The organism is Actinomadura verrucosospora (assembly GCF_039540335.1).
In the GTDB taxonomy this organism is placed as follows: Bacteria; Actinomycetota; Actinomycetes; order Streptosporangiales; family Streptosporangiaceae; genus Spirillospora; species Spirillospora verrucosospora.
Map to the genome: position 1 here is coordinate 1 of NZ_BAABEV010000011.1, position 20730 is coordinate 20730.

At 70.2% G+C, this 20730-nt stretch carries 32 protein-coding genes; 26 read left to right on the forward strand and 6 right to left on the reverse strand.

Annotated elements, in window-relative coordinates:
• The coding region (locus ABD944_RS14575) for a hypothetical protein (RefSeq protein ID WP_345176376.1) at positions 1-200 on the reverse strand (200 nt) is incomplete at its 3' end.
• Between ABD944_RS14575 and rplP the strand changes: the two genes are divergently transcribed.
• The 17 genes from rplP (at position 184) to ABD944_RS14660 (ending at position 9079) form a co-directional block, all read left to right on the forward strand.
• Positions 184-603, forward strand: coding sequence for a 50S ribosomal protein L16 (gene rplP, locus ABD944_RS14580; RefSeq protein WP_089314943.1), 420 nt, complete (start codon positions 184-186; stop codon positions 601-603). The two genes, ABD944_RS14575 and rplP, sit on opposite strands and share 17 nt — an antisense overlap.
• Positions 603-842 (forward strand): 50S ribosomal protein L29, encoded by a 240-nt coding sequence (gene rpmC, locus ABD944_RS14585; protein WP_185028474.1) that lies wholly within the window; start codon positions 603-605, stop codon positions 840-842. The genes rplP and rpmC overlap by 1 nt, the downstream gene beginning before the upstream one ends.
• Complete coding sequence (gene rpsQ, locus ABD944_RS14590) at positions 839-1111, forward strand: 30S ribosomal protein S17 (RefSeq protein WP_345176381.1); 273 nt, start codon at positions 839-841, stop codon at positions 1109-1111. The genes rpmC and rpsQ overlap by 4 nt, the downstream gene beginning before the upstream one ends.
• A 110-nt stretch (positions 1112-1221) precedes the next feature.
• Positions 1222-1590, forward strand: coding sequence for a 50S ribosomal protein L14 (gene rplN / locus ABD944_RS14595; RefSeq protein ID WP_021596728.1), 369 nt, complete (start codon positions 1222-1224; stop codon positions 1588-1590).
• The gene (rplX, locus tag ABD944_RS14600; protein ID WP_141580642.1) at positions 1590-1898 is read left to right on the forward strand and encodes a 50S ribosomal protein L24; all 309 of its coding nucleotides are present in this window, start codon (positions 1590-1592) and stop codon (positions 1896-1898) included. Before rplN ends, rplX begins: the two co-directional genes overlap by 1 nt.
• 5 nt (positions 1899-1903) lie before the next feature.
• Positions 1904-2479 (forward strand): 50S ribosomal protein L5, encoded by a 576-nt coding sequence (gene rplE / locus ABD944_RS14605; RefSeq protein ID WP_185028472.1) that lies wholly within the window; start codon positions 1904-1906, stop codon positions 2477-2479.
• A gap of 2 nt (positions 2480-2481) precedes the next feature.
• Positions 2482-2667, forward strand: coding sequence for a type Z 30S ribosomal protein S14 (locus ABD944_RS14610; RefSeq protein WP_018657585.1), 186 nt, complete (start codon positions 2482-2484; stop codon positions 2665-2667).
• A 146-nt stretch (positions 2668-2813) separates the two neighbouring features.
• A complete protein-coding gene (gene rpsH, locus ABD944_RS14615) occupies positions 2814-3212 on the forward strand; it encodes a 30S ribosomal protein S8 (RefSeq protein WP_089314938.1) in 399 nt (132 codons plus the stop codon).
• 16 nt (positions 3213-3228) lie between these two features.
• The gene (gene rplF, locus ABD944_RS14620; protein ID WP_345176387.1) at positions 3229-3765 is read left to right on the forward strand and encodes a 50S ribosomal protein L6; all 537 of its coding nucleotides are present in this window, start codon (positions 3229-3231) and stop codon (positions 3763-3765) included.
• 2 nt (positions 3766-3767) lie between these two features.
• Positions 3768-4154, forward strand: coding sequence for a 50S ribosomal protein L18 (gene rplR, locus ABD944_RS14625; protein ID WP_089314936.1), 387 nt, complete (start codon positions 3768-3770; stop codon positions 4152-4154).
• A 34-nt stretch (positions 4155-4188) separates the two neighbouring features.
• A complete protein-coding gene (rpsE, locus tag ABD944_RS14630; protein ID WP_372505490.1) occupies positions 4189-4809 on the forward strand; it encodes a 30S ribosomal protein S5 in 621 nt (206 codons plus the stop codon).
• Complete coding sequence (gene rpmD, locus ABD944_RS14635; protein WP_021596720.1) at positions 4806-4988, forward strand: 50S ribosomal protein L30; 183 nt, start codon at positions 4806-4808, stop codon at positions 4986-4988. Before rpsE ends, rpmD begins: the two co-directional genes overlap by 4 nt.
• 1 nt (position 4989) lies before the next feature.
• Positions 4990-5475: a 50S ribosomal protein L15 gene (gene rplO, locus ABD944_RS14640; RefSeq protein ID WP_345176393.1), complete on the forward strand. Its 486-nt coding sequence runs from the start codon at positions 4990-4992 to the stop codon at positions 5473-5475.
• Positions 5476-5702: 227 nt separating this feature from the next.
• Positions 5703-6998, forward strand: a complete 1296-nt coding sequence (gene secY / locus ABD944_RS14645) for a preprotein translocase subunit SecY (protein ID WP_345176825.1) — start codon at positions 5703-5705, stop codon at positions 6996-6998.
• A complete protein-coding gene (locus ABD944_RS14650) occupies positions 6998-7648 on the forward strand; it encodes an adenylate kinase (protein WP_149258925.1) in 651 nt (216 codons plus the stop codon). The genes secY and ABD944_RS14650 overlap by 1 nt, the downstream gene beginning before the upstream one ends.
• A 129-nt stretch (positions 7649-7777) precedes the next feature.
• On the forward strand, positions 7778-8605 hold the full coding sequence (gene map, locus ABD944_RS14655) for a type I methionyl aminopeptidase (protein WP_345176397.1): 828 nt from the start codon (positions 7778-7780) through the stop codon (positions 8603-8605).
• A 27-nt stretch (positions 8606-8632) separates the two neighbouring features.
• Positions 8633-9079: a DUF1707 SHOCT-like domain-containing protein gene (locus tag ABD944_RS14660; RefSeq protein WP_345176400.1), complete on the forward strand. Its 447-nt coding sequence runs from the start codon at positions 8633-8635 to the stop codon at positions 9077-9079.
• Positions 9080-9131: 52 nt separating this feature from the next.
• Here the strand turns inward: ABD944_RS14660 and ABD944_RS14665 are convergent, their stop codons facing one another.
• Together ABD944_RS14665 and ABD944_RS14670 are read right to left on the reverse strand one after the other, a co-directional pair.
• A complete protein-coding gene (locus ABD944_RS14665) occupies positions 9132-9947 on the reverse strand; it encodes a phosphodiesterase (protein WP_345176404.1) in 816 nt (271 codons plus the stop codon).
• A gap of 171 nt (positions 9948-10118) precedes the next feature.
• The gene (locus ABD944_RS14670) at positions 10119-10676 is read right to left on the reverse strand and encodes a hypothetical protein (RefSeq protein WP_345176407.1); all 558 of its coding nucleotides are present in this window, start codon (positions 10674-10676) and stop codon (positions 10119-10121) included.
• Between the two features lie 260 nt (positions 10677-10936).
• On the opposite strand from ABD944_RS14670, the gene infA reads away from it, so the two are divergent.
• The 8 genes from infA to truA all read left to right on the forward strand — a co-directional run bounded on the left by infA (position 10937) and on the right by truA (position 15845).
• Positions 10937-11158 carry a translation initiation factor IF-1 gene (gene infA / locus ABD944_RS14675; protein ID WP_034519601.1) on the forward strand — a complete coding sequence of 74 codons (222 nt, stop codon included), beginning with the start codon at positions 10937-10939 and terminating at the stop codon, positions 11156-11158.
• Positions 11159-11224: 66 nt separating this feature from the next.
• Complete coding sequence (gene rpmJ, locus ABD944_RS14680; RefSeq protein ID WP_021596712.1) at positions 11225-11338, forward strand: 50S ribosomal protein L36; 114 nt, start codon at positions 11225-11227, stop codon at positions 11336-11338.
• A gap of 197 nt (positions 11339-11535) precedes the next feature.
• Complete coding sequence (gene rpsM / locus ABD944_RS14685; protein ID WP_345176414.1) at positions 11536-11916, forward strand: 30S ribosomal protein S13; 381 nt, start codon at positions 11536-11538, stop codon at positions 11914-11916.
• Between the two features lie 48 nt (positions 11917-11964).
• Complete coding sequence (gene rpsK / locus ABD944_RS14690; RefSeq protein ID WP_021596710.1) at positions 11965-12366, forward strand: 30S ribosomal protein S11; 402 nt, start codon at positions 11965-11967, stop codon at positions 12364-12366.
• 20 nt (positions 12367-12386) lie between these two features.
• Positions 12387-13013 (forward strand): 30S ribosomal protein S4, encoded by a 627-nt coding sequence (rpsD, locus tag ABD944_RS14695; protein ID WP_345176417.1) that lies wholly within the window; start codon positions 12387-12389, stop codon positions 13011-13013.
• 104 nt (positions 13014-13117) lie between these two features.
• Positions 13118-14131 carry a DNA-directed RNA polymerase subunit alpha gene (locus tag ABD944_RS14700; RefSeq protein WP_067454600.1) on the forward strand — a complete coding sequence of 338 codons (1014 nt, stop codon included), beginning with the start codon at positions 13118-13120 and terminating at the stop codon, positions 14129-14131.
• A 95-nt stretch (positions 14132-14226) separates the two neighbouring features.
• A complete protein-coding gene (gene rplQ / locus ABD944_RS14705; RefSeq protein ID WP_345176421.1) occupies positions 14227-14739 on the forward strand; it encodes a 50S ribosomal protein L17 in 513 nt (170 codons plus the stop codon).
• Between the two features lie 209 nt (positions 14740-14948).
• Positions 14949-15845, forward strand: a complete 897-nt coding sequence (gene truA, locus ABD944_RS14710) for a tRNA pseudouridine(38-40) synthase TruA (RefSeq protein WP_345176423.1) — start codon at positions 14949-14951, stop codon at positions 15843-15845.
• A 29-nt stretch (positions 15846-15874) separates the two neighbouring features.
• Here truA and ABD944_RS14715 read toward each other — a convergent pair whose 3' ends face one another.
• The 3 genes from ABD944_RS14715 to ABD944_RS14725 form a co-directional block, all read right to left on the reverse strand.
• The gene (locus tag ABD944_RS14715) at positions 15875-17371 is read right to left on the reverse strand and encodes a hypothetical protein (RefSeq protein ID WP_345176425.1); all 1497 of its coding nucleotides are present in this window, start codon (positions 17369-17371) and stop codon (positions 15875-15877) included.
• 24 nt (positions 17372-17395) lie between these two features.
• Positions 17396-18562, reverse strand: coding sequence for a hypothetical protein (locus ABD944_RS14720; RefSeq protein ID WP_345176427.1), 1167 nt, complete (start codon positions 18560-18562; stop codon positions 17396-17398).
• Positions 18563-18682: 120 nt separating this feature from the next.
• Positions 18683-19468 (reverse strand): CAP domain-containing protein, encoded by a 786-nt coding sequence (locus tag ABD944_RS14725; protein ID WP_345176430.1) that lies wholly within the window; start codon positions 19466-19468, stop codon positions 18683-18685.
• A 756-nt stretch (positions 19469-20224) separates the two neighbouring features.
• Here ABD944_RS14725 and rplM point away from each other — a divergent pair.
• Positions 20225-20677 carry a 50S ribosomal protein L13 gene (gene rplM / locus ABD944_RS14730; protein ID WP_345176432.1) on the forward strand — a complete coding sequence of 151 codons (453 nt, stop codon included), beginning with the start codon at positions 20225-20227 and terminating at the stop codon, positions 20675-20677.
• Positions 20678-20730: the final 53 nt, after the last annotated feature.

Genomic DNA, 20730 nt, shown 5'->3' on the forward strand with positions numbered 1-20730 from the left:
GCGAGCGCCGCGGCGGTGAGGGTCGCGGCGGCGCTCGCGGCGGTCGCGGTGGCCGTGGCGGTGCCGGTGGTGCCGGTGGCGCCGGCGGCGGCCGTGGCGGCGAGCAGAAGCAGCAGCAGGGTTCCGAGCAGCCGGCGCCGACCGCCGAGGCTGCTCCGCAGGGTGAGGGGAGCTGAGTAACCGATGCTGATCCCTCGCAAGGTCAAGCACCGCAAGCAGCACCACCCGAAGCGCCGCGGCATGGCCAAGGGCGGCACGAGGGTGACGTTCGGCGAGTACGGCATCCAGGCCGTCGAAAGCGCGTACGTGACCAACCGGCAGATCGAGGCCGCGCGTATCGCCATGACCCGCCACATCAAGCGCGGCGGCAAGGTCTGGATCAACATCTTCCCGGACCGTCCGCTGACCAAGAAGCCCGCCGAGACCCGCATGGGCTCCGGTAAGGGCTCCGTGGAGTGGTGGGTGGCGAACGTCAAGCCGGGCCGCGTGCTGTTCGAGATCTCCTACCCGAACGAGCAGGTCGCTCGGGAGGCGCTCACCCGCGCGATCCACAAGCTGCCGATGAAGTGCAAGATCGTTAAGCGAGAGGTGGGTGAGTCCTGATGGCCAAGGGTCTTACCGCCGACGACCTGCGGACCGAGCCCGAGGACGTCCTGGTCACCAAGCTCCGGGAGGCCAAGGAGGAGCTGTTCAACCTCCGCTTCCAGGCCGCCACCGGCCAGCTTGAGAGCCACGGGCGGCTGCGCACCGTCAAGCGCGAGATCGCCCGCATCTACACCGTGATGCGGGAGCGCGAGCTCGGCATCGTGACGGTCGAGGACGCCGCGGAGGGCAACGAATGACCGAGCAGACGACCGAGCAGCGGACCAGCCGCAAGATCCTTGAGGGTCTGGTGGTCAGCGACAAGATGGACAAGACCGTGGTCGTGTCCGTCGAGGACCGCGTGAAGCACCCCAAGTACCACAAGGTGATCCGCCGCACGAAGAACTACAAGGCGCACGACGAGGCCAACGAGTGCGGCGTCGGCGACCGCGTCCGTCTCATGGAGACCCGGCCGCTGTCGGCCACCAAGCGGTGGCGCGTGGTGGAGATCCTCGAGAAGGCCAAGTAGGGCCGCAGGCCCGCGGGACGCAGTCCCGCTATTGACCACAGTCTGGTTCCACCAGGCTCGGCGCCCGCGAAGGGGGCGCCGAGAACCGGTGTGACGAACAGGAGTTAGACGTGATCCAGCAGGAGTCGCGACTCAAGGTCGCCGACAACACGGGTGCGAAGGAGATCCTTTGCATCCGGGTTCTCGGCGGCTCGGGTCGGCGCTACGCGGGAGTCGGCGACATCATCGTCGCGACGGTGAAGGACGCCCTTCCCGGCGCGGGCGTGAAGAAGGGTGACGTCGTCAAGGCGGTCGTCGTGCGCACCCGCAAGGAGCGCCGGCGCCCGGACGGCTCCTACATCCGCTTCGACGAGAACGCCGCCGTCCTGATCAAGGACGGCGGCGACCCCCGCGGCACCCGTATCTTCGGCCCGGTGGGCCGCGAACTGCGCGAGAAGAAGTTCATGCGCATCATCTCGCTCGCGCCGGAGGTGCTCTGATGAAGATCCGTAAGGGCGACGAGGTCATCGTCATCGCCGGCAAGGACAAGGGCGCGACGGGCAAGGTCCTGCGCGTCATCCCCCGCGAGGAGCGGGTCGTCGTCGAGGGCGTCAACCTCATCACCAAGAACATCAAGGCCGACCAGCAGCGTGCCGGCAAGGAGAGCGGTCGCGTCACGGTCGAGGCGCCGCTGCACGTCAGCAACGTCGCGATCGTCGAGGACGGCAAGCCGGCACGGGTCGGTTACCGCACCAACGACGACGGCACGAAGGTTCGGATCTCGCGCCGTAGCGGTAAGGAGATCTGAGACCGATGACCGAGACCGTTACCGAGCGTCCCGTTCCGACGCCGAGGCTGAAGCTGCGCTACCGCGAGGAGATCGCGGGCCAGATGCGCGAGCAGTTCGGCTACGCCAACGTCATGCAGATCCCCTCGCTGACCAAGATCGTGGTCAACATGGGGGTCGGCGACGCGGCCAAGGACGCCAAGCTGATCGAGGGCGCGATCCGCGACCTGGCGGCGATCACCGGGCAGAAGCCCGCGGTGAACCGGGCCCGCAAGTCCATCGCGCAGTTCAAGCTGCGCGAGGGCATGCCGATCGGCGCGCACGCCACGCTGCGCGGCGACCGGATGTGGGAGTTCCTGGACCGCCTGCTCGCCACGGCGCTGCCCCGTATCCGCGACTTCCGCGGGCTGTCGCCGAAGCAGTTCGACGGCAACGGCAACTACACCTTCGGGCTGACCGAGCAGGTCATGTTCCACGAGGTCGACCCGGACAAGATCGACCGCTCGCGGGGCATGGACATCACGGTCGTGACGTCCGCGAAGACCGACGACGAGGGCCGGGCGCTGCTCAAGCTCCTGGGCTTCCCCTTCAAGGAGAGCTGAGCATGGCGAAGAAGTCGCTGATCGCCAAGGCGGCGCGGAAGCCGAAGTTCGGCGTGCGCGCGTACACTCGGTGCTCGCGCTGCGGGCGTCCGCGCTCCGTCTACCGGAAGTTCGGCCTGTGCCGCGTGTGCTTCCGGGAGATGGCCCACCGCGGCGAGCTGCCTGGCATCACGAAGTCCAGCTGGTGACCGCGTCCCCGGAGCGCGGCTCCGGGGGCGGCGGAAGCCGGCCTGTAATGACCAACCGGGCGCCTGAGAGGGTGTCCACGACCGCGCCAAAGGTCCACGGGCCGCATCAACCCGAGGAAACCGTGGCGAGGGAGGGCCAGTAGGCCATGACGATGACCGACCCGATCGCAGACATGCTGACGCGTCTGCGCAACGCGAATTCGGCGTACCACGACTCGGTGGCGATGCCGTACTCGAAGATCAAGGCGCACATCGCCGAGATCCTCCAGCAGGAGGGCTACATCTCGGGCTGGACCGTGGAGGACGCCGAGGTCGGCAAGAAGCTCCTGATCGAGCTGAAGTTCGGCCCGACCCGCGAGCGTTCGATCGCCGGCATCAAGCGCGTCTCGAAGCCGGGTCTGCGTGTGTACGCGAAGAAGGACAACCTGCCGAAGGTCCTGGGCGGGCTGGGCGTCGCGATCATCTCGACGTCCTCGGGCCTGATGACGGACCGTCAGGCCGGCAAGCGCGGAGTGGGCGGGGAAGTCCTCGCCTACGTCTGGTGAGGGGAGGGCACTTCTAATGTCTCGTATCGGACGTCTCCCCATCAGCGTGCCCAGCGGTGTCGAGGTCAAGCTCGAAGGCCGCGAGGTCACCGTCAAGGGCCCGAAGGGCACGCTCTCGCACACCGTCGCCGACCCCATCGAGGTCAGCCAGGAGGACGGCAAGCTCGTCGTCTCCCGGCCCAACGACGTCAACAAGGTGCGCGGCCTGCACGGGCTCACTCGGACGCTGATCAACAACATGGTCGTCGGGGTCACCGACGGCTACAAGAAGACCCTGGTCATCCAGGGCGTCGGCTACCGGGTGGTGGCCAAGGGCAAGAACGTGGAGTTCTCGCTCGGCTACAGCCACCCGATCCCGTTCGAGGCGCCGGAGGGCATCACCTTCACGGTGGAGAGGCCGACGCAGCTCGTCGTCGAGGGCATCGACAAGCAGCTCGTCGGTGAGATCGCCGCTCGCATCCGCAAGCTGCGCAAGCCCGACCCGTACAAGGGCAAGGGCGTGCGCTACGAGGGCGAGCAGATCCGCCGCAAGGTCGGAAAGGCTGGTAAGTAGTCATGGCAGGCACCAAGACCCTGGCCGGCAAGGCCACGAGCGGTCGCCAGCTTGCTCGCAAGCGTCGGCACCTGCGGGTCCGCAAGAAGGTCGTGGGCAGCGCCGCGCGGCCGCGCCTGGTCGTGACCCGCTCCAGCCGGCACGTGTTCGTCCAGGTCATCGACGACGACAAGGGCCACACGCTGGCCAGCGCGTCGACGATGGAGGCGGACCTGCGCGCCGACTCCGGCGACAAGACGGCCAAGTCCCGCAAGGTCGGCGAGCTCGTCGCCGAGCGGGCCAAGCAGGCCGGCGTCCACGCGGTCGTGTTCGACCGCGGCGGCAACAAGTACCACGGCCGTATCGCCGCTGTCGCGGACGGTGCGCGTGAGGGGGGCCTGGAGCTCTGATGGCCCTTTACAAGGTGAACGAGAGGAACCACTGATGGCAGCGCAGAGGCGTGGTGGCGGTCAGGGTGGCGACCGTCGCGACCGCCGCGACGACCGCCGCGGTGGCGCCGACAAGGGCCAGTCGTACATCGAGAAGGTCGTGGCGATCAACCGTGTCGCCAAGGTCGTCAAGGGCGGGCGGCGCTTCAGCTTCACCGCTCTGGTGATCGTCGGTGACGGCAACGGCACCGTCGGCGTCGGCTACGGCAAGGCCAAGGAGGTGCCCGCGGCGATCGCCAAGGGCGTCGAGGAGGCCAAGAAGCACTTCTTCAAGGTGCCGCGGATCCAGGGCACCATCCCGCACCTGGTGCAGGCGCGCGACGCGGCGGGCGAGGTCCTGCTCCGTCCGGCCAGCCCCGGTACCGGCGTCATCGCCGGCGGCCCGGTGCGCGCGGTCCTGGAGTGCGCCGGCATCCACGACGTGCTGAGCAAGTCGCTGGGCAGCGACAACGCGATCAACATCGTGCACGCCACGATCGCGGGTCTGAAGTCGCTGAAGCGTCCCGAGGAGATCGCGGCCAAGCGCGGCCTGCCGATCGAGGACGTCGCCCCGGCGGCCATGCTGCGCGCGCGTGCCGCGGGCAGCGAGCCGAGGGCGGAGGTCGCGTCGTCGTGAGCAACCTGAAGATCACGCAGACCAAGTCCGTGATCAGCGAGAAGCAGAACCAGCGTGACACGCTGCGCACCCTGGGCCTGAAGAAGATCGGGCAGAGCGTGGTCCGCGAGGACCGCCCCGAGGTGCTCGGCATGATCCGGACGGTGGCGCACCTGGTCACCGTCGAGGAGGTCGACTGACATGGCGGCTGATCTCGGTAAGGACTCCGCTGCGGAGACCGAGGGCGCCCCGCTGAAGGTGCACGACCTGCGTCCGGCCCCCGGCGCCAACAAGGCCAAGACCCGCAAGGGCCGTGGCGAGGCGTCCAAGGGCAAGACCGCCGGTCGCGGCACCAAGGGCACCAAGGCCCGCAGCACCGTCCCCGTCGGTTTCGAGGGCGGCCAGATGCCCCTGATCCGCCGGGTTCCGAAGCTCAAGGGCTTCAAGAACCCGAACCGGGTCGAGTTCCAGGTCGTGAACCTGGACAAGCTCGCCGCGCTCTACCCCGAGGGCGGCGAGGTCACGGCGGAGGACCTGGCGGCGAAGGGCGCGGTGCGCCGCGGCCGTCCGGTCAAGATCCTCGGCACGGGCGACATCTCCGTCGCGGTCCGGGTGAAGGCGCACGCCTTCTCCGGCGCCGCCAAGGAGAAGATCGCGGCCGCCGGCGGATCCGCCGACGAGCTGTAAGAAGGACACCTGATGCCGGGGCCGCGCCCGCATGAGGCCCGGGGCCGTGAGGCCGCCGGGTCCGGCGGGGCGGCCCCGGTGTCATCTGCTGTTAGAGTCACACGAGCGAAGGTACTCCGCGTGAGATTGCGCACTCTGCCGTCACACCGGGTATTCTCCGCCCGAACTCATGGACCTGAAACCGCCCCCTCGGCGGCCATGAACCCGCCAGTCGCGCAGGAGGAATGGTGCTGACCGCGTTCGCTCGGGCTTTCCGTACGCCTGACCTGCGTAAGAAAATCCTTTTCACGTTGTTCATGATCGTGGTGTTCAGGATCGGTTCGATCCTGCCGACGCCCAACGTGAACGTGAAGGTGCTGAAGGAGACCGCGGACGCGGCCAAGGGCAGCAGCCAGCTCTACGGCCTGGTCGACCTGTTCAGCGGCGGCGCGCTGCTGAAGCTGTCGGTCTTCGCGCTCGGCATCATGCCGTACATCACGGCCAGCATCATCCTGCAGCTGCTGACGGTGGTGATCCCGCGGCTGGAGGCCCTGAAGAAGGAGGGCCAGGCCGGCACGACGAAGATCACCCAGTACACGCGGTACCTGACGGTCGGGCTGGCGATCCTGCAGGCGACCGGCATCGTCGCGATGGCGAGCACCGGTCAGTTGTTCCAGGGCATCTCCGGCAGCGGCGACATCCTGTACGACAAGGGCATCTTCCCGATCATCACGATGGTGATCATCATGGTGGCGGGCACGACCGTCATCATGTGGCTGGGCGAGCTGGTCACCGACCGCGGCGTCGGCAACGGCATGTCGATCCTGATCTTCACCCAGGTGGTGGCGGTCTTCCCCGCCCAGTTCTGGAGCATCTACAAGACCAAGAACGGCTTCGTCTTCGCGGTCGTGATCCTGGTGGGTCTGGCGATCATGGCCGGGGTCGTGTTCGTCGAGCAGGCCCAGCGGCGCATCCCGGTCCAGTACGCCAAGCGGATGGTGGGACGCCGCATGTACGGCGGCACGTCGACCTACATCCCGCTGAAGGTCAACCAGGCCGGCATCATCCCGATCATCTTCGCGTCCTCGCTGCTCTACCTGCCGGTACTGGCCACCCAGTTGTGGCCCAACACCAAGTGGCTGCAAAAGGTCCAGCCCTATCTCCAGCAGGACAACGCCTGGCACATGGGGATCTTCTTCGTCTTCATCATCTTCTTCACGTACTTCTATGTGGCGATCACCTTCAACCCCACTGAAGTCGCCGACAACATGAAGAAGTATGGTGGATTCATCCCAGGTATCCGTCCTGGTCGGCCGACCGCCGAGTACCTCGACTTCGTGCTGACCCGGATCACCACACCCGGTGCGCTCTACCTGGGGCTCGTGTCCCTCATCCCGATGGTCGCCTTCGCACTCATGAAGGCGAGCTCGGACTTCCCGTTCGGCGGCACGAGCATCCTCATCGTCGTCGGCGTCGGACTGGATACCGTGAAGCAGATCGAGAGTCAGCTCCAGCAGCGCAACTACGAGGGCTTCCTCCGGTAGTGCGTATCGTCCTGGTGGGCCCCCCGGGTGCGGGCAAGGGGACGCAGGCCCAGTTCATCGCATCTCATCTGTCGGTCCCGAAGATCTCGACAGGTGACATCTTCCGCGCGAACGTCAGCGGCGGGACGCCGCTCGGCCGGCAGGCCAAGCAGTACATGGACCGCGGCGACCTCGTCCCCGACGAGGTCACGATCGCGATGGTCCGCGACCGGCTCGGCGAGGACGACGCCCGCGACGGCTTCCTGCTGGACGGGTTCCCGCGCAACGTCCCGCAGGCCGAGACGCTGAAGAAGATCCTCGCCGAGTGGGACACCCGCCTCGACATCGTGCTGGAGCTCGTCGTCGACGAGGACGAGGTCGTCCGGCGGCTGTCGGGCCGGCGCACCTGCGACAAGTGCGGCCGGATCTGGCACGTCGACTTCGACGACAAGCAGGACGACATCTGCGACGACTGCGGCGGTCACCTGTTCCAGCGGGACGACGACAAGGAAGAGGTCGTCATGCACCGCCTGGAGGTGTACCGGCACGACACGGCGCCGCTGGTGCAGTTCTACGCCGACGAGAACATCCTCGTCGGCATCGACGCCACCGGACCGGTCGAAGAGGTCACCAAGCGCGCCCTCACCGCGCTGCGCCCGTTGGAGAAGTGACGGGCCCGCTGGAGAGGTCGACGGGTTCACTGGAGAAGTGACGGCCCCCCGAGGGGGTCGTGGGCGCGGACGCGGGTGATCCCGCGTCCGCGCGGCCGTTTCGGCGCGAGGACCGGTGCAAGGGGAGAGATGTTCAAACGGCGCAGGCTCATGATCCAGATGAAGACCGCGGAGCAGGTCGAGCTGATGCGCGCGGCGGGTCTGCTCGTCGGCCGGACGCTGGAGCTGCTGCGCGCGGCCGCCGAGCCCGGCCTGAGCACGCTGGACCTGGACGCGCTCGCCGAGGAGCACATCCGCGACAACGGCGGCGTCCCGTCGTTCAAGGGCTACCACGGCTTCACGGGGACGATCTGCGCGTCGGTCAACGAGGAGATCGTGCACGGCATCCCGCGGGCGGACAAGATCCTGCGCGAGGGCGACGTGCTGTCCATCGACTGCGGCGCGATCGTGGAGGGCTGGCACGGCGACGCGGCGATCACAGTCCCGGTGGGGGAGATCACCGACGAGGAGCGGCGGCTGCTGGAGGTCGCGGAGGAGTCCCTGTGGCGCGGCCTCGCGGCCGGGCGCGCCGGCGCCCGCCTCACGGACATCTCCCATGCGATCGAGTCCCACATCCGCTCTCAGGGGCGCTACGGCATCGTCGAGGGCTACGGCGGGCACGGCATCGGGACCGAGATGCACATGGACCCGCTGATCCCCAACCACGGCGCGCCCGGGCACGGGCCCGTCCTGGAGCCGGGCATGTGCTTCGCGGTGGAACCGATGGTGAACCTCGGCACGAAGGAGACCGTCGAGCTCGACGACGGCTGGACGGTCGTGACGACCGACGGGCGCTCCTCGGCGCACTTCGAGCACACGTTCGCGGTCACGGCGGACGGCCCCCGCGTCCTGACGGCGCTCGACGAAGGCCGGGACCGGTTCGCGAAGCTCGGATCCGCGCCGCAGAATGGAGAGTGAAGGCAGGTCCTGAGGAGCGGAGGAGCGATGGCGCCGAACCCTGAGATCCGGGCGTCGGACGCCGACCGCGACCGGGTGGCCGCGAGTCTGCGCGAGCACTGCGCGGAGGGCCGGATCACGATGGACGAGCTGCAGGAGCGGCTGGACGCGGTCTACGGCGCCAAGACGCTCGGGCAGCTCCAGGAGGTCACGTCCGACCTGCCCGAGGAGGACCTGTACCAGCTCCCGGTCCCCGCGACGCAGAGCAAGGGCACCGCGTCGCCGGCGCGGCGGCCGTCGGGCGACCTCGGACCGCAGCGGATGGCGGCGATGTGGGGCGCCTGGGCGACGGTCAGCGCGATCAACCTGACGGTGTGGCTGATCATCCTGGTGACGTCGGGCGCGGTCTACCCGTGGTGGATCTGGGTGGCGGCCCCGTGGGGCGCCGTCCTGCTGATGCGCACGGTCTTCGGCGGGCGCCAGGGCGACCGCTGACGCGCCCGTCCGGCAGGGGCCGGGCCGGCGCGCCCGGTGCCGCCCGGCGGGGTCACTCCACGTCCATCAGGGGCCGGTAGTTCCCGGTCGGGGCGAAGTGGGTGGTGGCGGTGCCGTCCTCGCCGACGAGGTGCAGGGCGAACCCGGCGGGCTCCCCGGTGACGGCGGCGCGGCCCCGCTGGGTGAGGTCGAGGAACAGCTGCCGGTAGGTGCTCGGGCAGGTGGTGCAGACCCGTCCCGCCAGCGATCCGACCGTCGCCCGGTGCGCGTGCCCGGAGATCACCCGGACGACCTGCGGGTGCCGGGAGATCACGGCCGCGAACCCGGCGGGGTCGACGAACCGCAGGTCGTCGATGAACCGCATCCCGATCGGGTACGGCGGGTGGTGGGTGGCGATGACGGTCGGGACGCCGGGCGCGGCGCTCAGCGTCTCCTCCAGCCAGGCGAGCCTCTCCTCGCTCATGTGCCCGTGGGGGTGGCCGTCGACGGTCGTGTCGCAGCAGACCAGGCGCACGCCGGCCACGTCGACGGCGTACTGGACGGGCGCCCCGGGCCCGGTCCCCGTCGCCGCGACCGCCGGATGGTCGGCGAACGTCCGGCGCATCTCGTCGCGGTCGTCGTGGTTGCCGCACATCGGGTAGACGGCCATCGGCAGCGGCGACAGCAGCGCGTGCAGCCGGGCGTACTCGGAGGGCAGGCCGCGGTCGGCGAGGTCCCCGGTGAGCACGACGGCGTCGGGCCGCGCGGGCAGCGACAGCAGGCTCGACACGGCGGCCCGCAGCGCGCGGACCGGCCCCGAGTCGTCGTCCATCCCGCCGTTGCGTCCGGCCGCCAGATGGATGTCGCTCAGCTGCGCGATGATCGCCATCGATCGCCTCCCCGTCGCCCCCAGCACATCACGGAACCCCGCGTTCCGGGCAGCCCCGGGCGCGGGCGCCGGGACGATCTTCGCGTCCGCGCGCCGGGACTGTCGACTCGGCCCCCGCCGGGAGGGCGGTCGCCGGGGCGGCGTCCTCCGCCTCGCCCGGGCGGCGCGCGCTCAGGCGACGTGGGGGATGACGAGGGACAGGGCCGAGGTGACGTCCTCTGGAGCAGGGGCGACGTCGGGGACGACGTCGCGCAGCGCGAGCCAGCCGTTGATGGCCTGGACGGTCGGCTTGGCCTCGATGAGCTGGGGATCGTCGAGCCCGTACCAGGCGGCGACCTTGGACCACCGCCACAGCCGGTGACCGGCGGTGGACATCTCCGAGGACGGGAAGCCGGTGGCGCCGCGCGCCCCGGTGATCGCGTGCCGGACCGAGTCGAGGGACCGGCCCACCCGCTCGGCGATGTCGCGGATGGTCAGCAGCGGGTCGGCCTCCACCTGCAGGACGTGCAGGCCGGGCGCGCTCTCCTCGACGTGCCCGACCACCTCCATGATCGCCGCGGCGAGGGTGGCGCCGGGCCAGGTGCACGAGGCGTTTCCGCGCCGGTCGGCGTGCTGCGGCTCGCTGACGATCGACACGGTGACGGCGCCGTGGGTGCGGTCGAACAGCGGGTCGAGCTCGTCCTCGTAGAGGGGACGGCTGAGGATCAGCGCGAAGTCATAGCTCGGCATGCTGACCCTCCTCGAACGTCGCTCTCCTGGAAAGGTACAACGCGCAGGCGAGGTATGCTTGACTCGGGAGCAGTCTCCGGACACGTATCATGCGTCGATTTCGCATTGGACGGCCGGTTGACGTAGACTCCCTTGTCGGTCCGTCGACGGCCGCTCGATTCCCCTTCCTGGCGCATCCGCGCCGCGGTGCGGGTCGCGGCTGATTCTCCCCTGGAGAGCCGGACCGCGTCCAATGAGCCGATCAGCGAAGCGCGGAGGACATGCCCAAGAAAGAAGGGGCCATCGAGATCGAGGGCACCGTCATCGAGTCGCTGCCGAACGCCATGTTCAAGGTGGAGCTCGACAACGGGCACAAGGTGCTCGCCCACATCAGCGGCAAGATGCGGATGCACTACATCCGGATCCTGCCGGACGACCGCGTCGTTGTGGAGCTGAGCCCCTACGACCTCACGCGCGGTCGGATCGTCTACCGCTACAAGTAAATCCCACTGGGGTTGCCTTCCCCGTGCGTGGCGGCGCGGGGGTGACCCTTATCTCTAGGAGACCCAGTGAAGGTCAAGCCGAGCGTCAAGAAGATCTGCAACAAGTGCCGCGTCATCCGCCGGCACGGCCGGGTCATGGTCATCTGCTCCGACCCGCGCCACAAGCAGCGTCAGGGCTGACGCTCACAACCCAGCAAGCGCACCGCAGCCTTCACACGGCCGTACGCGCCGGGTCCGGGAACTCCCGGATCCGGCCGTACGGCAGTGTCGTGTGGAGGGGCACCCCCGGAACTCCGGAGGCCGGGGCCGCCACCCGGGCAGGGTGTATGCGGAGGCGGTGCGTCCATACCTCCGGACGAATGAAGGGAACTGCCCACATGGCACGCCTCCTCGGCGTCGACCTCCCGCGCGACAAGCGCCTCGAGGTCGCTCTCACCTACATCTTCGGCATCGGCCGGACGCGGGCGCTGGAGACCCTTGCGGGCACCAGCATCAGCGGCGACCTGCGCGTGCACCAGCTCGGCGACGACGAGCTGGTCAAGCTCCGTGACTGGATCGAGGCGAACTACAAGATCGAGGGTGATCTTCGCCGCGAGGTCCAGGCGGACATCCGCCGCAAGATCGAGATCGGGTGCTACCAGGGCATCCGGCACCGCCGCGGGCTTCCGGTGCACGGTCAGCGCACGCAGACCAACGCCCGCACCCGCAAGGGCAAGAAGAAGACCGTGGCCGGCAAGAAGAAGGCCGGCAAGAAGTAGTCCGGAGTCGGTCCTCCGGATCGATGACCTCAAGAGTAGAGAGAGCACATGCCTCCTAAGAGCCGTGTCGGCGCCAAGAAGGTGCGCCGCAAGGAAAAGAAGAACGTCGCTCACGGGCACGCCCACATCAAGAGCACGTTCAACAACACGATCGTTTCGATCACCGACCCCAACGGCAACGTGATCTCCTGGGCCTCCTCGGGCCACGTCGGGTTCAAGGGCTCGCGCAAGTCCACCCCGTTCGCCGCGCAGCAGGCCGCCGAGGCCGCCGCCCGGCGCGCGATGGAGCACGGCATGCGCAAGGTCGACGTCTTCGTGAAGGGCCCGGGCTCGGGCCGCGAGACCGCCATCCGGTCGCTGCAGGCCACCGGCCTCGAGGTGGGCTCGATCCAGGACGTCACGCCCGTTCCGCACAACGGCTGCCGCCCGCCGAAGCGTCGCCGGGTCTGAGGCAGGGGAGATCTAGAACAATGGCTCGTTACACCGGTGCGGACTGCAAGCTCTGCCGCCGCGAGAAGATGAAGCTGTTCCTCAAGGGCAGCAAGTGCGAGGGCCCGAAGTGCCCGATCGAGATCCGTCCCTACCCGCCGGGTGAGCACGGTCGCGGTCGGCCCAAGGAGACCGAGTACCTGCTGCAGCTTCGCGAGAAGCAGAAGGCGCGGCGCATCTACGGCGTGCTGGAGCGGCAGTTCCACAACTACTACGTCGAGGCGACCCGCCAGCAGGGCAAGACGGGTGACAACCTGCTCATGCTGCTGGAGCGCCGGCTCGACAACGTCGTCTACCGGGCCGGCTTCGCCAAGTCCCGCGACATGGCCCGCCAGCTCATCCGGCACGGCCACATCCGGGTCAACGGCAAGAAGGTCAACATCCCGTCGGCCCTGGTCGGCGAGGCCGACATCGTCGACGTCAAGCCCAAGTCGCTGGAGATGACGCCGTTCCAGGTCGCCAAGGCCGAGGTCGGCGAGCGTCCGGTTCCGGCGTGGCTCGGGGTCGACGGCGAGAAGATGCGGATCCTCGTGCACTCGCTGCCCGTCCGGCAGCAGATCGACGCTCCCGTCCAGGAGCAGCTGATCGTCGAGCTCTACTCCAAGTAAGGGCTCAACGCCCGCCGGGGTCCCCCGTTGGGGCCCCGGCGGATCGGGGAAGAATCCAGAACGCGGTAGTCAAATAGCGGGCACCGCGGAAAGAAGGCACCACCATGCTCATCGCTCAGCGTCCCACTCTCACCGAAGAGCAGGTTGACGAGTACCGGTCGCGGTTCACCATCGAGCCGCTGGAGCCGGGCTTCGGCTACACGATCGGCAACTCGCTGCGCCGCACGCTGCTCTCCTCCATTCCCGGTGCGGCCGTCACCAGCATCCGGATCGAGGGCGTCCTGCACGAGTTCTCGACCGTGCCCGGGGTGAAGGAGGACGTCACCGACATCATCCTGAACCTCAAGGAGCTCGTCGTCTCCTCCGAGCACGACGAGCCCGTCGTCATGTACCTGCGCAAGCAGGGCCCGGGCGAGGTGACCGCGGCCGACATCGCGCCGCCGGCGGGCGTGGAGGTCCACAACCCGGACCTGCACATCGCCACGCTGAACAACAAGGCCAAGCTGGAGATGGAGCTGACGGTCGAGCGCGGCCGCGGCTACGTCTCGGCCGCGCAGAACAAGCAGCCGGGCCAGGAGATCGGCCGGATCCCGATCGACTCCATCTACTCGCCCGTGCTCAAGGTCACCTACAAGGTCGAGGCCACCCGAGTCGAGCAGCGCACCGACTTCGACCGCCTCATCCTGGACGTGGAGACCAAGCAGGCGATGCTGCCGCGCGACGCGGTCGCCTCCGCCGGCAAGACCCTCGTCGAGCTGTTCGGGCTGGCCCGGGAGCTCAACGTCGAGGCCGAGGGCATCGACATGGGCCCGTCCCCGACGGACGCCGCGCTCGCCGCGGACCTGGCCCTGCCGATCGAGGAGCTGAACCTCACGGTCCGCTCCTACAACTGCCTGAAGCGCGAGGGCATCCACTCCGTGGGCGAGCTCGTCGCCCGCAGCGAGCAGGACCTGCTCGACATCCGCAACTTCGGCGCCAAGTCGATCGAAGAGGTCAAGCAGAAGCTCAACGACATGGGCCTGTCGCTGAAGGACTCCCCGCCCGGGTTCGACCCGAGCGCGGCGGCCGACAACTACGGCGACGACGACCAGGGCTACGCCGAGACCGAGCAGTACTAGGAACCCGAGTCCGGCGGCCGGGGGCCCGCGGTCCCCGGCCGGCCGGAACCAGCTGACACCGGTACCTGACACGGCCGGTGCAGGAAGGAAACGACATGCCCCAGCCCACCAAGGGCGCCCGCCTCGGCGGCAGCGCGGCGCACCAGCGCCTGATCCTGGCCAACCTGGCCACGTCGCTGTTCGAGCACGGCCGCATCACCACCACCGAGGCCAAGGCCCGGCGGGTGCGTCCGCTGGCGGAGAAGCTGATCACCAAGGCGAAGAAGGGCGACCTGCACAACCGTCGCCTGGTCGCCAAGACGATCCGCGACAAGGGCGTCCTGCACGAGCTCTTCACCGAGATCGCGCCGCGCTTCGAGAACCGTCCCGGCGGCTACACCCGCATCACCAAGATCGGGCCGCGCAAGGGCGACAACGCCCCGATGGCCGTGATCGAGCTGGTGCAGGAGCAGCTGGCGGCGTCCGGCGGCACGGCCGCTCCGGCCGCCCCGGCGCCGAAGGCGGAGGAGCCCGAGGCCAAGACGGAGGCCGACGACACGGCCGCCGTGGACGCCAAGGACGAGGCCGCCGGCGACGCGGAAGCCAAGGACGAGGGCGAGAAGGAGTAATCCGCCGCTTGAACTGGGCGAGCGTTTGCTCGAAGTTCGTGAGGGCCCGCCGTTTCCATCGGGACGGCGGGCCCGAACTTTGCCAGACTTGATCGCATGGTCATGGCAGGAGGGCGACGGTTCACCGGGGAGCGTGTCAGGGGAGTGCCCGACGAACGCGGGGTGCCCGGAGGGATGGACGGACGTTGCAGAAGGACGACTCGGCTGACATGACCGCACTGGTACGACTCCGGCTCGACATCTCCTACGACGGGTCGGACTTCGCGGGCTGGGCGAGGCAGCCGAACCAGCGGACCGTCCAGGGCGTCATCGAGGACGCGCTGGCCCGGATGCTGCGGCTGGACCCGCCCCCCATGCTCACCGTCGCCGGCCGCACCGACGCCGGGGTCCACGCCCGAGGCCAGGTCGCCCACCTCGTCGTCCCCGTCGCCGCCTACTCGGCGATCAACGGGACGATGCCGCGCCGCCTCGCCGGGCTGCTGCCCCCGGACGTGCGGGTGTGGCGCGTGTCGATCGCCCCGGAGGGGTTCGACGCGCGGTTCTCCGCGCTGTCGCGGCGCTACGTGTACCGGGTGTGCGACAACCCGTTCGGGGTGGAGCCGCTGCGCCGCCACGACGTGCTGTGGCATCCCCGTCCCCTGAACCTCGGCCGGATGAACGAGGCCGCCCGCAGGCTGGTCGGCGAGAACGACTTCGCCGCGTACTGCCGCAGGCGGGAGGGCGCGACGACGATCCGGGAGCTGCTGCGCTACGAGTGGGCGCGCGACGACCGCGACCCGCATCTCGCGCTCGCCACCGTGGAGGCCGACGCGTTCTGCCACTCGATGGTCCGCGCGCTGGTCGGCGCGCTGCTGATGGTGGGGGACGGGCGGCGCGAGGTCGAGTGGCCCGCGCAGGTGCTCGCGGCGCGCGTCCGCGACTCGGGCGTGAACGTGGCGCCCGCGCACGGCCTGTCGCTGGAGGAGATCCGCTACCCCGAGGACGAGAGCCTGGCCAGGCGGGCCCAGGAGACCCGCCGCGTCCGGACGCTGAACGCCACGGCCGCCGCGGCGTCCGCCGACCAGCCGGCGCCGCCCGGCGGCGCCGTGCACCGGCAGGGCTGCTGACCCCGCGGTCCCGGGCCGGGCCTACGGGCTCAGCCGCGGGACCGCGCCACGATCGGGCGCAGGTCGTAGTCGAGGAACAGCTGCGCCGCCTTCTTGATCGTCGGGTCGCCGGGCTTGGCCTTCTTCCCGTTCGCCCACTGGACGTAGGCGTAGGCGACGTACCGGCCGCGCACGGTCGCGGCCGCGTACCCGCCAGCCTGGTCGATGTCGGGGGACCGCTTGCCCGCCATGCCGCGGAACCACTCGTAGCGGGCGGGGTCGCCCGCCTTGCTCACGGCGATCGCGGCCGCCTTCGTCGGCATCACCGCGATGCCGGAGGTGACGGCGAGCTTGGTCTGCGGGTCGATGTAGGTGGCGCGGACGATCTTGCGGCACTGGTCCTTGCGGAGGGCCGCGAGCATGGAGCCGCGGGCCGCGTAGGTGACGTCCCGGTTGAGCGACCAGCGGTCCCGCAGGTACGTCCGGTCGCCGAACCGGATGGTCTCGGTCGGGAAGACGTCGCGGAACGTCAGGTCGGCGGTGTCGGTCTTCTCGTTGTTGATGTCCACGGGGGCGGCGGCCGTGGCGGACGGTGTGACCGCGGGCGTGGTCTGGGCCGCCGCGGGGGCCTCGGGGGTCTCGCCCTTCTTGCCGCGGTCGCCGTCCGAGCCCGTGCCGCCGATGAGGAACAGGGCCCCGACCGCGGCGAGGATGACCGCGGCGACGCCGCCGATCAGCACCGAGCGTCCCTTGGCGCCACCCCGGCCGGTGACGGGCATGCCCTGCGGGGGGCGTCCGGGCGGCGGGGCGTCGGCGGGGGCGGCGCCCTCGGCGTGGAAGAGCGGCGTGCCCCCCTGGTCGGAGCCGGCCGGGCCCACCGCGGCCGGATCGGTGTGCGGGAACGGGCCGCTTCCGGTGGGCGGGACGACGCCGGGCGGGAGGATGGCGTCCGGGACGAGCACGGGCGCGAGCGAGGCGGCGTCCTCCGCCTCCTTGGCCTTCTCGAACGCCGAAAGCGACGCGGGGATGTCCGTCGCGGTGTCGGTCACGGCGGGGTGGTCCACGGTGGCCTCGGTCTCTGGTGTGACGGCCCCCGCGGCCTCGCCTCGCGGCGTCGCGTCCCGGAACCCGCCCTCGACGGGCGGGATGGGCGGAAAGCCTTCGGGGTCGGTCTCGTCGGGGGAGATCGGGGGCTTGACGATCGGATCGGCGGGGACGGCGCCGCGGGAGTCGACGCGCGGGACGCCCCTCCCGGCGACGAGCGTCCCGGGCGGCGCCGAGGCGACGTGGGGAGCGGCGGGGACCTCGGAGAGGCGGGGCGTCTCGGAGGCGGAGGCGCCGGCCTCGTCCTGGACCTCCTCGGTGAGGGCGTCCTCGACGACGGGCGCCGACAGCATCTCCGGCGCGGCGGCCTGCTCGGCCGACGGGGCCGCGTCCGCGGACTCCGCGGCCCACCAGGGGGCCTCCAGCCCGAAGGCGGGGAGCTTGAGGGGAGGGGCCTCGCCGGCCTGCTCGCCGGGCTCCCGTGCGTCTCTAGGTCCAGACATAAGCAGTGAGGGTAGTCATGGGGGTCACTTCTGGAGGGGCTTGCCTTCGGTCTCCCGGTAGTGCAGCGCCATTGCCAGGTTGCTGCCCTTCACCAGCTGGGTGCCGAAGACCTGGACCGCGGCATGGTACTTGCTGGAGATCTTCTTGCCGTCCGGCCGCTGCACCCAGGTCATGATGACGTAGTGGCCGCGCGCCTGCGAGGTGCCGAGCGCCTCGCCCTTGCCGATGTTCTTGCTGACGCCCGTGCCGGGCAGCGACACCAGGAACGCGTCCTTGGCGGCGGCGGCCTTGACGGCCTTCTTGGCGGCGGCCTCGGTCTGCAGGTTGAACACGCCGACCGTGCCGACGAGGGAGCCGTTGCTGAGCGCGTAGGTGGCCCGGAGCACCTGGGTGCAGCGCCCCTTCTTGAGCGCCGCGGCCAGGGTCGTGCCGCCGACGGCGCCGGCGCAGGTCTTCTTCCCGGCGGCGGCCGTCCGCACGTACTTGTGGCTGCCCGCCTTGAACGTCGCCTTGCCGAAGATCTCCTTGAGGGTCAGCGGCACGGGGTCGGTGGTGCGGCTCTGCAGCTTCACCGGGGTCAGGACGGGCTGCGTGGGGGTCGGCGTGGCCTGCGGCTGCTGGGACGCGGCCTGCGTCGGCTTCGGCTTCGGCTTGGAGTCGCCCTTGAGCATCGACGACAGCCCGACGCCGCCGCCGATGAGGAGGATCCCGGCGACCGCGGCGCCGCCGATGATCAGCGGCAGGTTGCGGCGGCGCTCGGGGCGCTCGGGCGCGCCGGACGGTCCGGGCGGCATGCCCTCGTAGGAGCCGAAGCCGCCCTCGCCGGGGCCGTTCTCGCCGAAGCCGCCGCCGGCGGCGGACTCGTCGCCCCACGCGGGCGGCTGGTCGGACCAGGCCGCGGTCCGCTCGCCGGGCGCCTCGCCGCCGGGCGCACCACCGGGCGCGCCGCCACCGTAGGAGGGACCGCCGAACGCGTCATTGCCGAACTTCTCCTGGCCGAACGTGTCGTCGCCGAAGCCGCCCCCGCCGAACGCCGGCGGCGCGCCGGGGCCCTCGTCGCGCGGGGCGAAAGGGGATTCGTCGTTGTCGTGGCCGTACGGCGGCGCTTCGGCTCCGGGTCCGTACGGCGCGTGCGGCGACTGCCGGGGAGGCCAGTCGCCGGGTTTGCCTTGATCGCCCGGATAACCCATGGGTTGGACCTTACCGTTCCTCGTTCAGGGCTCTGGACCTTCGCGACACCCACCATGACATGGGGGCGAACCGGACGCCGGTGATTTGCCGAAGGTCGCGTCCCCGCCGGGCGGGGGCGGTCACTTCCAGCCGAAGTCCTGCGTCCACAGCCGCCCGCCGGACCCCGAGGCCATCCCGACGCCGATGGCGCGCAGCCCGCAGTTCAGGATGTTGGCCCGGTGGCCGGGGCTGTCCATCCAGCCCTTCACGACGGCCGACGCGGTCGGGTAGCCCTTGGCGATGTTCTCCGCCCCGGGGCTGCTGTATCCGGCGTCCTCCATCCGCTTCCACGGGCTGTCGCCGTTGCGGGACGTGTGGTCGAAGTAGTCGTTGGCCGCCATGTCCGCCGAGTGCTTGCGGGCCGCGGTGACGAGCCGCGCGTCGGTGCGCAGCGCGGGGCAGCCGTGCTTGGCGCGTTCGGCGTTGGTGAGGGACACCACGCTCGCCTCGGGGCCGGACGAGCCGCCGGAGCCGGAGCCGCCGGTACCGCCTCCCGGAGTCCTGCTCGCGCCCGGCGCCGACGGAGCGTCCGACCCGGGGGACTTCTTGGACTTCGAGGGCTTGGCGGACGCGCTCTTCGGCGGGTGGATCACCTTCAGCGGCGGCGTCTGCTCCTCGGCGGTCGGCGCGGGCGAGGCGCCGGTCCGGCCGCCGCCCGTCCCCGTCCCGGAGCCGGAACCCGTCCCGGTTCCAGAGCCCTTGCCGGTCGCGGCGAGCGGGTCGCTCTGCGGACCGGCCGGGACCTCCACGGTCGGGCTGTGCCGTGATCCGGAGGCGGACGTCCGCTCCGACCGGAACTGGGGCAGGACGAGCCGGTCGATCACGACGCCGGTGCCGATGGCGAGGGCGGACGCGGTGGCGGCCACGACGATCCCCTTCGCGCCCTTCTTCTTGGGGCGCTTCCCGCGCGGCGGGCGGCCGTTCCAGAACGCGTCGCCGTCGCTAGGCGACCGGTCGGCGGGCGGGGGCTCCCGGCGGGCGCGTCGCGGGCCGCTCGCGACGAGTTCGTCGCGGTAGGGAGGGACACCGGGCCGCGGGGGAACGTCGCGCGGCGCGGAGGCGTCGCGCCCGGAGGGGCCGGGGCGCCCGGCGTGGCCGGGCCGGCGACCTCCGGCGGGATCGGCTGGTCTGCGGGGAGTGGTCAGCGGGGGCTCCCGGGTGCGGGCCGGCGTGAGCCGGCGTGGACCGGTCGCCCGGCACCATATCCCGACATAGACCCTGTGTTATAGAAATGAATCCAGAAAGAGCCGATCCGCCACGAAGTGTGATCGTCGCGGTGCTGAACGTCCACTTCCTGGCATTCAAGTCATGCGGCATACTGGACCCGCGGCTGGAAGCGCCACGGCGGCTCGTTTTGACCCGTGTGCGCATGGCCGAGTATCCTGCGTGTTTGTTGTGTGCGTCGGCGCCTGCTCGCTGCAGGCGGGAGGCGCGACGACCTGTCGGTGTGTCCCCATCATGTGCCCCCGTGGCCGCGTGCGGGCCCCGGCATCCCGGAGCGCCGGGTCGGATGATCCTCTGATCGGCGCGAGCAGGATTCCGCTGCCAGGAGGCACCCGTCCGCGAGGACGGGTGGAGGATCGAAACCGCTGAGAGTCGACGAGAAACGAAGGCTTACGACCGTGCGCACGTACACCCCTAAGCCCGCTGACGTCCAGCGTCAGTGGTACGTCATCGACGCGACCGATGTCGTGCTGGGCCGTCTCGCCAGTCAGGTCGCACAGCTGCTCCGGGGTAAGCACAAGCCGATCTACGCCCCGCACCTCGACACCGGTGACTTCGTCGTCATCGTGAACGCCGACAAGGTGGCGCTGTCGGGCAACAAGCTGGAGCAGAAGCGCGCCTACCGGCACTCCGGCTACCCGGGCGGTCTGCGCTCGGTGAGCTACGGCGACCTGCTGGCCAAGCACCCCGAGCGGGCCGTCGAGAAGGCGATCAAGGGCATGCTGCCCAAGAACTCCCTCGGCCGGAAGATGTTCGGCAAGGTGAAGGTCTACGCCGGGCCGGACCACCCGCACCAGGCGCAGAAGCCGGTCCCGTTCGAGATCACCCAGGTCAGCCAGATCAAGAAGTGACGCCCGCGCACGAGCCGATCGTGCGCGACCCGGAAGCAGAGGCCGCCGGGGCA